The sequence below is a fragment of the Chryseobacterium sp. FH2 genome, assembly GCF_001045455.1.
Classification (GTDB): Bacteria; Bacteroidota; Bacteroidia; order Flavobacteriales; family Weeksellaceae; genus Chryseobacterium.
In genome coordinates, this window is record NZ_LFNE01000004.1 from 22,646 (window position 1) to 35,322 (window position 12,677).

Sequence of the window (12,677 nt, forward strand, 5' to 3'; positions counted from 1 at the left end):
TTATGATTGATTTATAAAGATAAAGCCACCTCATATTGAGATGGCTTTTCAATTTAAATCTAATCTTGAATGATTGCTTTACTTCGTATACTTTTGTTTTAAAATTGTTATTTCGTTAGGTCCAATCCCCATTTCAACCTGAAAAAAGTTTTCAATATTTCCATATTTTTTATCAATGGCTGTGAAAAAATTTCTTATTAATTCTGGTCTTAATTCCATTTGCTGTTTGATTTCGGTTTCGCTCATTCCTGCCATTTTAGATAATCCTGAATACATGTTTTTCATTGTGGGATTTTTAGCTAGATAAAAGTTAGATGCGATATAGTCGTTTTCGATTACATCCTGCGGGACTCCTAAAATCTTTAGAAATAATGCCGAAGCCATTCCCGTTCTGTCACGCCCTCCTGTACAGTGGAATAAAAGAGCCTCATCAGGTTTCAGGGTTAATAGTTGAACAAATAGTGCTCTGTATCTTTCACCAAAGTAAGGTAGCCCGCCTTCACCGTACATATCAAAAAGAAAGTTTTTATCCTTTAAAAATTTAGCCATATCCTGAGCAGTCGGTAGATTATTGCTTCCGGCCGGGCAAAGAAGATAATTCGTATTTTGAGGCAGTTTATCCGGAGCTTGTTTTGCTTCTTCAATACCTCTGAAATCTACAACGGTAGCTATTTTTCTATCTTTAAATGTTTTTAAATCTTTATCAGATAATTTATCAATCGCATCACTTCTGAAGACTTTGCCTAAAACCACTTCTTTTCCATCAGTAGTTTTGTAACCTCCTGTATCTCTGAAGTTGTATGCGCCTTCCATTTTTACAACACGGCGAAGACTGTCTTTGATTTGTGCGTGTGAATTTGTTCCAAAAGCAATAATTGCTGCTGTTAATAGTATTTTTTTCATGTATAAATTAATTTAAAATATTTGCCAACGAACCCCCAACTGGCCTCTGCTTCCGTACCATTCGTTAGAAGTGATTCTCTTTTTATTGTCACCCATATAAAGTCTCAGACTTTCGTTGCTTAAATTATTTAATTCAACAAAGACCTTAACTTTTCTGCTGATATCGTAGCTTGCAGAGAAGTCGACAGTAAAGTTTTTATCTGACCAGATGTAATAGTTCGGTCCAAGATTCTGATTGATAGTTTCTACGGATTTGCCCCTGTAATTTCCTGCCAAACGTATCATGATTTTGTTTCCTTCATAATAAAGAATAGCATTGAATAGATTTTTAGATTGATTGGGAAGTGTAGTTTTGTCAAAAGACTGAGCCCCGTTTACCGTTCTCGGAACTTCTACGTTTGAATTGATAAAAGTATAATTAAACTCAACTCCAAAACCATTCCAGAAGCCGGGCAAAAAGTCAAGACGCTTATTAATTCCCACTTCAAGACCGATGAGATTTGCATCCTGAAGATTTTTCGGCTGAGTTACCATATAATCTGTACCTCCTATATTCATTAAAGATGCATCTGTGAATACTATATCTGAAATTTTCTTATAAAAAACACCTCCTGAGAGAATCCCGATATTATTGAAATAATATTCTCCCATTACATCAAAATTGTGACTGAACGTGGGCTTCAAATCAGGATTTCCCCGGTTAATTTTAAATGGGCTTGACGTATTGTCAATACTGGAGCCGGGTGACATATCTCCAAAATTTGGTCTGATAAATGAGCGTGTGTAGGCCAATCTCAAGCTTGCTTTTGATGAAAAATTATAACGTAGGTGCAGCATCGGAAGAAAAGCATTGTAGTTGCTTTCTACAATGGATGGAGATATTACTGATGAGGTTCCTTCTTTTATCGATTTTGCTCCGTTTAAAGTTAATCTTGTTGTTTCATTTCTGAAACCTCCTACGATTTTAAATTTATCACTTGCCTTAATTTCTGCCATTGCATACGTTGCAAAGACGGATTCTTCGCCTGTGTAAACGCTTGTTGCATTAGAATCGGCGCTTGAAAAATCCTGAAAACCATTTTGCTGTAAAAACTCAGGCGAAAACATCTGGAAAAGCTGTTCTTTTGTAGGGGGATTCATAATGTATTGATCATAATTTCCATTCATTCCGCTTAAAAATCCGGTTCCTTTTGGCGGTTCTGAGGTTGATAATTGGGAAAGACTTAATAATGAAGAAGTGGTCGGAACAAAAACAGCATTATATCCATAGGTGCTATTTCTATCTTTTTCACGATATTTTGCACCGGCTTTTAAAGTAATATTTGAATTAATATCATATTTTAAATTAACTCTCGCAATTTTATCTCTTTCATTGTTGTCTAATTTTGAGATGACTAATTGAGAAAGCAATAGTTTATCGGCGCTCATTACTTCATTCGGGTTGGCGGTATCAGAGCTGTAATCCATATACTCGCCTCCTATTCCGTTTGGAGAATCAAATCCCCAATAACGTTTTCCGTCACTCGAAAGATTATTAAACCCACCGGTAATTTTTTGTCTGAAAGTAGAAATAGGAAGCCCTTTTATATCGTTTGCAGGCGGTGTGTCAAGGAAATATTTTGCCTGATAATCACTTAGCATCCAATCGATATTTAATTTTGATGAAATGCTGTGTTCACCACCCAATTCCATTCCATACAGTTCAGTCTGGTAATGAGAATACCTGAAATTGTACTGATATCGGGTATTGGTGTAATCTACATAAGACTCATAAACAGGTCGGATATCATCAAATTTGTTAAACATTCCTCTGAAATAAAATTTGTTACTGGCATTTAATTTATATTCCAGACCACCGTTCAGACCTATCGTTCTTCTTGTTCCCATATATCTTTTCATCATCACAGAATTGATAGATTTTCTTTGGATATCATTATCTGCGCCTGTATTATAAGTCACATCAAATGAATCTGCGCCCCATTGTCTGTCCCAAATAGCTCCCGACAAGATAACGCCTAGCTTATTATTAAAAAATCTGTCTCCGTAAACAATTGAGCCATTATAAGTTGCGTTATGTGAAAAAGTATTATAACCTCCTGCTCCGCTTACGCTTAAAGTTTTCTTTGCGGGAGCTGTTCTTGTGATAAAATTAATACTTCCGCCAATCGCATCACCGTCCATATCGGGGGTAACAGCTTTTGAAACCTGCACAAACTGGATTAATTCCGAAGGAACAACATCCAAAACGAAAGATCTGTTTCCTAAAACATTCGCACTTGGCAGCCTGTTTCCATTGAATAAAGCCGATGTCCACGCAAAAGGAGTTCCTCTCACTGTTGCTTGATCTGCCTCACCGTGATATCTAGCAACAGCAACTCCCTGAACTCTTTGTACGGCTTCAGCGGCATTCCTATCCGGAAGCTTTCCGATAGCATCTGCTGCGATTACTTCCATGATAGCGTTGTTATTCTTTTTGATTTCGTAAGCTTTTGCCTGTGTCAAAGCATTGGGTCTGGAAATCACAACTTCCTGAATATTGCTTACTTTATCCTTGTTTTTTTTGTCTTCCGGCGTTATCGTGATGTAGCCAAGGTCATTAGTCCCTTCTTTAATGGTAACAGGAAAAATTTTCGTTTCATAGCCAATATATTCAACTTTTAGGTTGATTTCTCCCAATTTTGGCGAAAGTAAATTAAAATCTCCGTCTAAAGTCGAAACTGATTTAGAATCGGAATCTATTACTGAAATATTAGCTCCGGGAAGCGCTCCGTTTGTTTTCCCGACAACAGTTCCTTTGATGGTCTGTGCGTGAATGGTTCCGAAAGAAGCCATCAGGAAAAACGCAGATATCTGGATGATTCCCGACTTGCTTTTTGAAAAACCAATAGAATTGTTCATAGGATTTTTTTGTTGGCAAAATTGAACGAATCAAAACCATCTTTCGTCCAAGAGAAAAAACCATATCACAAAACGTCTCACTCGTTGGTTTAGTACTTTTAAAATACTGAAATTGAGATGTTTATATTAATTTAACAGATTGTTATTTATTTATGAACTGAATATTAAGCATTCAAATGAAATTTTTAATAGATATATAATAATATTTTGAATGGTAAAATGAAGTTTTTATATTTATTTTGTGTAAACCTAAGGAAGAATGCAATATATCGTTATTATCGGAGCTTTTCAGGCACTTGTAGCGCTTTGGCTATTGCAGGTAAAAGAGAAAAAAGCGGGTTCCAGCTATCTTTTTATCTTTCTGCTTTCTGCAATTGCTGTACATCTAATCATCAAATTTGTGATTTTCAATTTTATTCCGGATGAAAGTATCAGGCAGCAGATGAATACTTTTATTGGGGCGTGTTATGGACCCTTGATTTATTTATACGCTTTAAGCAAAACAAAAAAAGAATTTTCTGTTACCTCAAAATGGTATGTTTTTTTGCCGCTTTTTGTTCTGATGATAGGATATTTAACGGTTTCTTGTGTTTTTTTCGTACTGAATCATGTTGATCAAAAATTGCTTGATTTATATAATGAGTTCAGTCTGATTATTCTTTTTGCGGTTAATTCATATTATCCGTTGAAAGCAGTTTTAATTATTAATAAAAATAAGAATTTGGAAAAGGTTGAATATGACGTAATTTCACGAATTTCCTACTGTATTCTTTTAATGGAATCGGGTGTGATTGCTTCCAAAATATTATTATACTTTTCTCCTGAAGAAGCTCAGATTATTAATATTTCGATAAGAAGTATTGCTTACTTTTTGTTGCTTGTTATTTGTCTTTTGATAGTAAGAAAAAGCCTTAAAACAGAAATTGAAAGTTTAGAAGAGGTAAATTCAAATGATAGTCTGAAAATTATCATTAATAAAGATAATCCAGCTTTAAATACCATTGATTACGAAGTAAAATTTAATGAATTATGGCAAAAAATGGACGAGTCTGTGAAAGTTCAGGAGTTGTTCAGGGATTGTGATCTGACATTGGATCAACTGGCTTTAAAAACAGAAATCAACAAATACCAAATCAGTGAAATGTTAAATGGTTATAAGCATAAACCCTTTTACCGCTATATCAATGAATATCGTATTGAATATTTTAAAATAATGGTAAAAAAAGCCATTGAAAAAGACGAAAGTATTAATTTTTTATCCTTTGCTTATGAAGCTGGTTTTAAATCGAAATCTTCTTTTAACCGTTATTTTAAAGAAATTATTGGTAAAACCCCGTCAGAATATTATAAAAGTTTGATCAAAGAAAAGACTTTTAGGAGTATTTCTGAACAAAAATTTGGATTAAGCTAAGAATTGTAGCAGGATTTTTCTCAATTAATTATTTCTTTTCGTTTTTTATAATAATGGCAAATATTAAAAATTCAACAAACGAATAGACATTTTCTTAAAAAATGATTATCCGTTAACGATTAATCCTCCGTTTGGATGAAGAACCTGTCCTGTTATCTGAGCCGAATCCTCGCTTGCAAGAAATAAAAAGCTTGTTGCAATTTCTTCCGGAATTGCGTTTCTTTCAAACGGAGGTTTGTTTGGATCTTCTTTTTCGTCTCCAAAAGTTTTTTCTGTAAGCGGTGTTGCTACAGGGCCCGGCGAAACGGCGTTTACTCGAATTCCTTTAGATTTTGCCTGGAGGGCAAGCGATCGGGTGAAGGAAACAATTGCACCTTTTGTGGCTGAATAATCCAACAATTCGGGATGTCCCTGATAAGCAACCGCAGATGTTGTATTGATTATACTACCACCCTCTTTTAAATAAGGAAAAACAACTTTTGTCAACAAAATCATTCCTATAATATTAGAATCGAATGTTTTTCGGATATTTTTTTCTTCTAAATTTTCAATATTATCCGATGGAAACTGTGTTCCCGCATTATTTATTAAGACATCTATTTTGCCAAATTCATCAACTACTTTTTTAGCGGTAGCTTCACAGAACTCATGATCATTAATATCTCCAGCAAAAATAATACACTTTCTTCCCAATAATAATATTTCATTTTTTGTTTTTTCTGCACTTTTATCATCTTTATGATAGATGATGGCAATATCGGCTCCTTCCCGAGCAAAAAGTAAAGCTGTGGCTTTGCCTATTCCACTGTCAGCTCCGGTAATTAATACAGACTTATTGATCAATTTTCTCATGCAAAACTATTTAGTAATAAAAGGTTATTGATTTCACTTTTAAAGCATCCCAGAATGAATTCTGTATAATAAAGCTGGGCATTCAGAGCCTGAGTTTTAGGATGCAGCTCTAATTTTTTGGTGAGAATAATTTCGCCTTTATATGAAAAAGAAAAATAGGCAAAAACTTTATATGAAGAATTTCTTATAGGTGTACAATAGCCGGTTGTGGCAATAGACCAATCTGTTTCAAACATTTTTGCAACATTCAGAGCCATTGTTTCCGCGATGTTTTCTGATACGCAGTCACATTCCTGAGCTTCTGTTTTGTTAACTTTTAATAACCTTGTTTTTTCGGGTAAAGAATAGGTTGTAATTCCTCCTTTGTAAAATAATGAAGCATTTGGCATTTGTGAAAATGCTAATTGAAGTAATCCTGATGTAACACTTTCTGCTACTGAGATTGTCTCGCCTGTTGTTATTAATGATCGGCTTATGTAATCAAGTAAATTTTTCTGAAATTCCATGATAATCAATATTTGTATGGTGTGAAGTGGTTATAATTTCTGACTCAGGATTTCTCCCTTTTAATCTAAACCTTGGCAAATTTCATCAACACTACTTTCAACTTAGGAAAGAATTATGATATATGTCTCAAAATTCAGATTTAAATCAATTCTTATCTTAAATTTCGGAAATAACATGCAGATTATTTTATGATTCAGATCATAGTATTAATATAAAATCTGCTTGTTTTCTATCTTTAAAAGATTTTCTTCCTGCATTTTTTTTAATGTTCTTATCACTGTTTCTACACGAAGCCCTATCAGATCTGCTATCTGTTGTCTTGTCAGTTTTATATGGAAAGAAAAGGCATCATCACAAGAATGAAAACTTTTTAAATATTCCATTAATCCTTTTATTCTTACGCTCGGATGGGGAGATGCCAAACTTTGCATCATAATAAGATTGTAATAAAGATGTTGCGAAAAACAATTGTTTAGGTCACGGTTTATATCCGGATGTTGTTGTAAGAGCTCAAAAAAACGATTTTTCGGAAGTTTTATAACACTACTCGAACTAAGCGTTATTGCATTAATGGGATATTTTTTGTTTGTAAATAATAAAGAATCTCCAAAACTTTGGTTTTCGCCTAAAATATTATGGATAAATTCTTTGCCATTTTCATCATAATGATTAATTTTTACAACCCCGTTCTTTAGTTGATAATAATAAAGAGGTGAATCACCATCGCGGAATATAAACTCTTTGGGCTTATAATTTTTAATTTCTGCACCAAATGATTCCAACAACGACTCATCAATTTTCATACAGCTTATCGTTTTCATAATATTAGTCTTGGTGTTAGAATTGAAAAATGCTTTAAAATCTCTTTGAAGCTTCTAAAGCAAATCCTGCACCGTTAGTATTAATGTATTTGTTAAATAAAGTTAAAATAGCATTTGTTTTTAAAGGTTTCAACTGTATATATTGAGAATCGTATACATATTTTCTTTTTATTTTGAGTTGATTTAAAACCAAAAACCCATCAATAGGAACAAAATTATCCATATTGATGGGTAAGTAATGATATATTATAATAAAATGATGTAAATAAATAGGAAGTAATTATCATACACCTTATTAGGTGTGAATGATTATTTTACTTTCATTGTATCCATTTTTTTACCGGTATTATCTGTTGGTGTAACAGCATTAACGGTATCTGATGGAATGGTTGTAACTACAGTATCAGGAGGTGTTGTAACTATAGTGTCAACGTTGGTAGTTGACGTAGTTGTTTCTTTTTTACAGCTCAGAACTACAAGACCTGAAGCTAAAATCAATGATGCTGCTAATTTCATAATAATTATATTTTGGTGTTTTTCAAAATTACAAAGAAGGGCAAGCTTTATTTTATGATCTAAATCATAATGGATAGTAAAATTTTATTTCGCAAACTTTTTGGTTGCGACCACACATAAAACCACCCCTATTGTAATACCTAACATTCCGATGCTTACCTGCTCGTGAAGAAAATGTGCTGCTAAGGCCAATTAAAGCCCAGGAAATTACTTGCCATCCTTCTAATGTTTTTGACAGTTTTGCGCCTTCTGCGTACCCTAATCTGCATAACATTACAACATTAAGATATCGCCAATCGGGGAAGCCGAAATTCCCTGAGAAACAGCAAAACCAATCACTAAAAGACTTCCAAGTAGTGAGAACAGCAAATTTTGTTGCAGGCATAGAACCGCTGAATAAAAGTACACCGATAAAACCGTTTATCCAACCGCTTACAGACTGATCTTTTGATATTGTATTTGTTATCATTTTTAATTTTATTGAAAACCCAAAATTAAAAATGATAATTTGATAAACACAGTATCAGTTTTGTATATTTGTATGAGTACAGTTTAAGAAATGAATAAAGAATTTTTGTATAGAGAAATAAGCAACGGGATTGCGGCCCAAATAAGAAATGGCGTTTTGAAGGCAGGTGAGAAACTACCTTCTGTAAGGACTTTGTGTAATGATCATCAAATCAGTATGAACACGGCAAAGCGGGTTTTTCTTGAGCTTGAATCTCAATCTTTAATAGAATCAAAACCACAGTCAGGATATTTTGTAAGTCAATTGCTTTCTATAAGGCTTCCACTTCCTGAAATCAGCCGGCCGTCTCTGATTGCCAATAACAGTGAGCCTGATGAATTAATCAGTAAAGTGTATGAAAATATTGGTAAAAAAGATTTTACTATTTTTTCTATCGGTATCCCTTCCGGCGATCTTCTTCCTCAGGCAAAACTTAAAAAGGAAATTATAAATGCAACCAGAGAATTAAAAGAAGGCGGAACTGAATTTGAAGAGCTTCAGGGAAATTTGAAATTGAGAAGAATGATTGCTGTTCGTTCTTTAGCTTGGGGTGGAAACCTCAACGAAAATGATTTAATTACAACAAACGGAGGAATGAATGCACTCTCATTTTGCTTGATGGCATTAGGAAAACCCGGTGACACAATTGCAATCGAAAGTCCTTGTTATCCGGGAATTTTACAATTGGCAAACGGTTTAGGGTTAAAGGTCTTAGAGCTCCCCACCCATCCCACAACCGGAATTGAAATTGAGGCTTTAAAAAAAGTAATTCCTAAGATCAATTTGTGCCTGCTTATTCCCAATTTCAATGCTCCTTTAGGAAGCTGTATGTCTGACGAAAATAAAAAAGAGGTGGTAAAGCTTTTGGCGGAAAATAGCATTCCGTTGATTGAAGACGATGTATACGGAGATTTATATTTTGGCGTAAATAGACCTAAATGCTGCAAATCTTTTGATAAGGGGGGAAACGTTTTGTATTGCAGTTCGATCTCAAAAACGCTGGCTCCCGGATATCGTGTAGGTTGGATTGCTCCCGGAAAATACAAAGATAAAATATTAAAGTTGAAATTACTTCACGCTACCTCATCTATCTCAATTGTAAATGAAGCTGTTGCCAATTTTTTAAAAACAGGGCGATATGAAAAGCATCTTCAACAACTTAGAAAAACATTGCAAAATAATTACCAGAATTATGTTCGTACTATAGCAGAATATTTTCCGGAAGGTACAAAAACCAGCCGTCCACAGGGCGGGCTTTCTCTTTGGGTAGAATTTGATAAAACAGTTAAAACAGCTGAACTTTATGATTTGGCAATTAAACAAAACATAAGCATTGCGCCGGGAAGAATGTTCACACTTCAGGATCAATATGAAAACTGTATGAGGCTCTGCATCGGCTTACCTTGGACAGAAAATACAGAATTGAGCTTGAGAAAGGTTGGAAATTTAGCAAAAAGTTTAACCTGATTTCATGTTTTGCTTTTCGATAGGATTTTCAGTTTAATAAAATTAAAATTTGAAATTATTTATTATCCGGAACGAAATTTTTTCTTGCCAGTTCTTTTCTTACACGGCTTAAACTCTCAGGAGTAATGCCAAGATAAGAAGCAATCATCCATTGTGGAACTCTCAGAAGCAAATCCGGATACATTTTGATAAATTTCATATATCGCTCTTCTGCTGTTTCGCCTAGTAAAGAATTGATCCTGTCCTGAAGACTTTTGATGTGTTTTTGCACCAGAATATCGCTTTTTTCAAGACTATCCGGGAACTCTCCTACTAATTTGCTGATAAAGTCAGGATGCAGCAAAAGAACTTCGCAATCTTCAACGGCTTCGATATAATAAATAGATTTTTCATTAAAATAAAGACTGCTTCGGTCAGAAATCAGCCAGCTTTCGGGAGCAAACTGTATAATGTGTTCTTTTCCGTTTTTATCGATAGAATACATTTTCAGGAGTCCTTTTTCTACAAAGTATATATGTCTGCAGATCTCTCCGTATTGTAAAATAAATTGATTCTTGGGAATTTTCTTTACTTCATAATGCAGACTGCACATGTTCACTTTTTCAAGAGGAACATTTAATACTTTGGCTAAATAGTTATTGATATTCTTCATTAAATGATGCTTGTCGATATAAGTTCGTGTGAAGCGCTATTTATTGCTTTTCCGTTTTCTATTACTATCAGTTGCGGACTTTCGTGACGAATTCCGAAAATCTCTGCGATTTTATTCGAAATTCCTCTATGTGCCAGCAAATCTAAGTAATAAAAGTCTACTTTTTTATCAAAATTTTCTACTTCTTTTTCAAAATTTCTCAATACAGTCTTGCTGATAAAACAACTTGTAGAGTGCTTGAAAATTGCAATGATGTTATGATGAGAATTTTCAATAGCTTTTTCCAAATCCTGTTCAGATTCTATTTTGTTCCAGAAAGATTTTTCTTCAGAAGCTTCCTGTTTTCCGCCAAATATTTTATCAAAAAAACTCATACATTAAATTGTTTTAAGTGATGATTGAGGTGTTTATATTCCAGAAAACCCCAATCTTTTTCTTCCATTTTACCGAAAAGGTTATGTTTTTCCGGCAGGTTGTTGTTTTGATAAGCATACCAATATTCATTCAGTTTTTCCAAAAGATCTTGTTTTGCTTTTTCAAAATCACATTCAAAATTAACAATTACTTTTTGAAAAGTTGGCATATTATGAGGAATTCCGTTGTTAAAAATTTGCATTTCTACTTTTGTAAAAATTCCTACATATTGTAAAAAAATATTAATCTTCGGTATTTCAACCTTTTTCAGTGGAATTTGTAATATTAAATCACAATGTTTCATCATTTGGCTCACGTTCATTTTTCCCCATTTTTTCGGAGAATTTTCCGAAAGATGAGAAATCCTTTCAACAATTTCATCAAAATAGATCCGATTATGGAGACTTTTCTTTACCAACCTTTTTCCTTCTTCAAATTATCAATATGTGCAAAATGATGATTACAATGCCAAGCATACAATGCTACATAATATCTCAAATCGTAATCATTTTTTTTCTCAGGATGACGGAATGTTCTTTCAAACTGTTTATTAGTAAGGCTTTTTAATAAAACAGTCCAGCGCTGATGCGTTCCTTTTATCATTCGCATCGCAGGTTTTACCGGCATACTAATGCTGTCCTGAAGTTCTGCCCATTTTGCCTCATCGTAAGGTTTTATAGTAGGATTATCTTCTGTTAAAGCCAGTTTAAAACGGATAAAACTATTAATATGACTGTCAGCAAGATGATTGACGAGTTGTCTCACTGTCCATCCGCCATCTCTGTAAGGGGTATCTAATTCATCATCAGAAAAGTTTTCAATGAGATTTTTTAACCTTCCGGGAAAGTCTTTAATAACTTTTATATTTTCATCCAATTTGATATCACAGATATTTGCAGGTTCCTGAAAGTGCCCTATTGGATATTTTTTATTTTCTAGAGTATTCATTTTTTATTTTGGTTAATAAGTCTGATAAAATTACGGCATCTTTATCTTTTAAATAATACAACATTTTGTTATTATATTTATCTTGTTTAGAAAAAATCATAAGATACTGATAATATGCTTTTGTATCTAAGTCTTCAAGTAAAATTTTTTTATTACTAAATTGTATTCTGTCATGCAAAACTTTAACTCCTGAAAGTTCGAATGGCACATTATTTTTAAATTTCTGAAAATAATTTTCTAAAATTTCATCAAAATATTGCTTCCATAATTCATTGACAAGATCACAAAATAATTGATGTTTTTCATTCAATTTTCTTTTATAGAAAAGGCTGAAGTTTATTTTAAGCTCTTTTCCTGATTTATTTCGGATAAAAATTTGATATTCTCTTCCTATAATAAAACGATATCCTCTAATAAAATGAGTACCATAACGAAAACCTATGATTTCATCTTTATTTATAATTGTGAACAGATCGTCTTTCTTATCTTTATTTTCAAATTTTATAAAATTTTCATCAATGATTAATTGCCGTTTTCTGTTATCAAATAAACCTTTAACAATAGTAAATTCTCCCATGTAATGTCGATTAGCCCAATGAATATACCCTGAGCTGTTTTTGAATATTAGTTTTTGTAAAAATATTAAAATTTCGAAAACGGAATATGAAAAATGCGTTAATTGTTAGTTTTATTATTCACAAAATAAAAATATATTCCCTTAAAAATTCGTAATCAAAAAAGCTCCAATTCTATTAAAAACTGAAGCCTATTATTTTATTT

Annotated in this window: 15 protein-coding genes; 2 read left to right on the forward strand and 13 right to left on the reverse strand. The window is 33.2% G+C overall.

Annotated features, from left to right (window positions below; translation table 11 throughout):
• Positions 1-78: 78 nt before the first annotated feature.
• Positions 79-903, reverse strand: a complete 825-nt coding sequence (locus tag ACM39_RS07275) for a tyrosine-protein phosphatase (protein WP_048510382.1) — start codon at positions 901-903, stop codon at positions 79-81.
• Positions 904-915: 12 nt separating this feature from the next.
• Positions 916-3,801, reverse strand: coding sequence for a TonB-dependent receptor (locus ACM39_RS07280; RefSeq protein WP_048510383.1), 2,886 nt, complete (start codon positions 3,799-3,801; stop codon positions 916-918).
• Positions 3,802-4,060: 259 nt separating this feature from the next.
• On the opposite strand from ACM39_RS07280, the gene ACM39_RS07285 reads away from it, so the two are divergent.
• The gene (locus ACM39_RS07285) at positions 4,061-5,212 is read left to right on the forward strand and encodes a helix-turn-helix domain-containing protein (RefSeq protein ID WP_048510384.1); all 1,152 of its coding nucleotides are present in this window, start codon (positions 4,061-4,063) and stop codon (positions 5,210-5,212) included.
• Positions 5,213-5,317: 105 nt separating this feature from the next.
• On the opposite strand, the gene ACM39_RS07290 is transcribed toward ACM39_RS07285, so the two are convergent.
• From ACM39_RS07290 to ACM39_RS07315, 6 genes are all read right to left on the reverse strand, one after another.
• Entirely contained in the window at positions 5,318-6,064 is a 747-nt protein-coding gene (locus ACM39_RS07290) for an SDR family oxidoreductase (RefSeq protein WP_048510385.1), read from the reverse strand.
• Positions 6,061-6,570 carry a CinA family protein gene (locus ACM39_RS07295; protein ID WP_048510386.1) on the reverse strand — a complete coding sequence of 170 codons (510 nt, stop codon included), beginning with the start codon at positions 6,568-6,570 and terminating at the stop codon, positions 6,061-6,063. The genes ACM39_RS07290 and ACM39_RS07295 overlap by 4 nt, the downstream gene beginning before the upstream one ends.
• 207 nt (positions 6,571-6,777) lie before the next feature.
• Positions 6,778-7,392 carry a Crp/Fnr family transcriptional regulator gene (locus ACM39_RS07300; protein ID WP_048510387.1) on the reverse strand — a complete coding sequence of 205 codons (615 nt, stop codon included), beginning with the start codon at positions 7,390-7,392 and terminating at the stop codon, positions 6,778-6,780.
• Between the two features lie 34 nt (positions 7,393-7,426).
• Positions 7,427-7,615, reverse strand: coding sequence for a hypothetical protein (locus tag ACM39_RS07305; RefSeq protein WP_048510388.1), 189 nt, complete (start codon positions 7,613-7,615; stop codon positions 7,427-7,429).
• Positions 7,616-7,701: 86 nt separating this feature from the next.
• Positions 7,702-7,908 carry a hypothetical protein gene (locus tag ACM39_RS07310; RefSeq protein WP_048510389.1) on the reverse strand — a complete coding sequence of 69 codons (207 nt, stop codon included), beginning with the start codon at positions 7,906-7,908 and terminating at the stop codon, positions 7,702-7,704.
• A gap of 64 nt (positions 7,909-7,972) precedes the next feature.
• Positions 7,973-8,377: a hypothetical protein gene (locus ACM39_RS07315; RefSeq protein WP_048510390.1), complete on the reverse strand. Its 405-nt coding sequence runs from the start codon at positions 8,375-8,377 to the stop codon at positions 7,973-7,975.
• A gap of 90 nt (positions 8,378-8,467) precedes the next feature.
• Here ACM39_RS07315 and ACM39_RS07320 point away from each other — a divergent pair, with 90 nt between their 5' ends.
• Positions 8,468-9,883, forward strand: a complete 1,416-nt coding sequence (locus tag ACM39_RS07320; RefSeq protein WP_048510391.1) for a PLP-dependent aminotransferase family protein — start codon at positions 8,468-8,470, stop codon at positions 9,881-9,883.
• A 55-nt stretch (positions 9,884-9,938) separates the two neighbouring features.
• On the opposite strand, the gene ACM39_RS07325 is transcribed toward ACM39_RS07320, so the two are convergent.
• Genes ACM39_RS07325 through ACM39_RS07345 form a run of 5 tightly spaced genes read right to left on the reverse strand, consistent with a single transcriptional unit; the run spans position 9,939 to position 12,474 of the window.
• Positions 9,939-10,535, reverse strand: a complete 597-nt coding sequence (locus ACM39_RS07325; RefSeq protein ID WP_048510392.1) for a Crp/Fnr family transcriptional regulator — start codon at positions 10,533-10,535, stop codon at positions 9,939-9,941.
• The gene (ytxJ, locus tag ACM39_RS07330) at positions 10,535-10,909 is read right to left on the reverse strand and encodes a bacillithiol system redox-active protein YtxJ (RefSeq protein ID WP_048510393.1); all 375 of its coding nucleotides are present in this window, start codon (positions 10,907-10,909) and stop codon (positions 10,535-10,537) included. The genes ACM39_RS07325 and ytxJ overlap by 1 nt, the downstream gene beginning before the upstream one ends.
• Positions 10,906-11,367, reverse strand: coding sequence for a DUF1569 domain-containing protein (locus ACM39_RS07335; RefSeq protein WP_228377074.1), 462 nt, complete (start codon positions 11,365-11,367; stop codon positions 10,906-10,908). The genes ytxJ and ACM39_RS07335 overlap by 4 nt, the downstream gene beginning before the upstream one ends.
• Positions 11,361-11,897 (reverse strand): YfiT family bacillithiol transferase, encoded by a 537-nt coding sequence (locus ACM39_RS07340; protein WP_048510394.1) that lies wholly within the window; start codon positions 11,895-11,897, stop codon positions 11,361-11,363. The genes ACM39_RS07335 and ACM39_RS07340 overlap by 7 nt, the downstream gene beginning before the upstream one ends.
• Positions 11,878-12,474: a hypothetical protein gene (locus ACM39_RS07345; RefSeq protein WP_048510395.1), complete on the reverse strand. Its 597-nt coding sequence runs from the start codon at positions 12,472-12,474 to the stop codon at positions 11,878-11,880. The genes ACM39_RS07340 and ACM39_RS07345 overlap by 20 nt, the downstream gene beginning before the upstream one ends.
• Between the last annotated feature and the right edge of the window lie 203 nt (positions 12,475-12,677).

Excerpts from the sequence above, each read along its gene's own strand:
- ACM39_RS07325 (WP_048510392.1), bottom strand. The coding sequence starts at position 10,535 with ATGAAGAATATCAATAACTATTTAGCCAAAGTATTAAATGTTCCTCTT.
- ACM39_RS07280 (WP_048510383.1), bottom strand. The coding sequence starts at position 3,801 with ATGAACAATTCTATTGGTTTTTCAAAAAGCAAGTCGGGAATCATCCAG.
- ACM39_RS07310 (WP_048510389.1), bottom strand. The coding sequence starts at position 7,908 with ATGAAATTAGCAGCATCATTGATTTTAGCTTCAGGTCTTGTAGTTCTG.
- ACM39_RS07315 (WP_048510390.1), bottom strand. The coding sequence starts at position 8,377 with ATGATAACAAATACAATATCAAAAGATCAGTCTGTAAGCGGTTGGATA.
- ACM39_RS07275 (WP_048510382.1), bottom strand. The coding sequence starts at position 903 with ATGAAAAAAATACTATTAACAGCAGCAATTATTGCTTTTGGAACAAAT.
- ACM39_RS07300 (WP_048510387.1), bottom strand. The coding sequence starts at position 7,392 with ATGAAAACGATAAGCTGTATGAAAATTGATGAGTCGTTGTTGGAATCA.
- ACM39_RS07285 (WP_048510384.1), top strand. The coding sequence starts at position 4,061 with ATGCAATATATCGTTATTATCGGAGCTTTTCAGGCACTTGTAGCGCTT.
- ACM39_RS07290 (WP_048510385.1), bottom strand. The coding sequence starts at position 6,064 with ATGAGAAAATTGATCAATAAGTCTGTATTAATTACCGGAGCTGACAGT.
- ACM39_RS07340 (WP_048510394.1), bottom strand. The coding sequence starts at position 11,897 with ATGAATACTCTAGAAAATAAAAAATATCCAATAGGGCACTTTCAGGAA.
- ACM39_RS07295 (WP_048510386.1), bottom strand. The coding sequence starts at position 6,570 with ATGGAATTTCAGAAAAATTTACTTGATTACATAAGCCGATCATTAATA.
- ACM39_RS07305 (WP_048510388.1), bottom strand. The coding sequence starts at position 7,615 with ATGGATAATTTTGTTCCTATTGATGGGTTTTTGGTTTTAAATCAACTC.
- ytxJ (WP_048510393.1), bottom strand. The coding sequence starts at position 10,909 with ATGAGTTTTTTTGATAAAATATTTGGCGGAAAACAGGAAGCTTCTGAA.
- ACM39_RS07320 (WP_048510391.1), top strand. The coding sequence starts at position 8,468 with ATGAATAAAGAATTTTTGTATAGAGAAATAAGCAACGGGATTGCGGCC.
- ACM39_RS07345 (WP_048510395.1), bottom strand. The coding sequence starts at position 12,474 with ATGGGAGAATTTACTATTGTTAAAGGTTTATTTGATAACAGAAAACGG.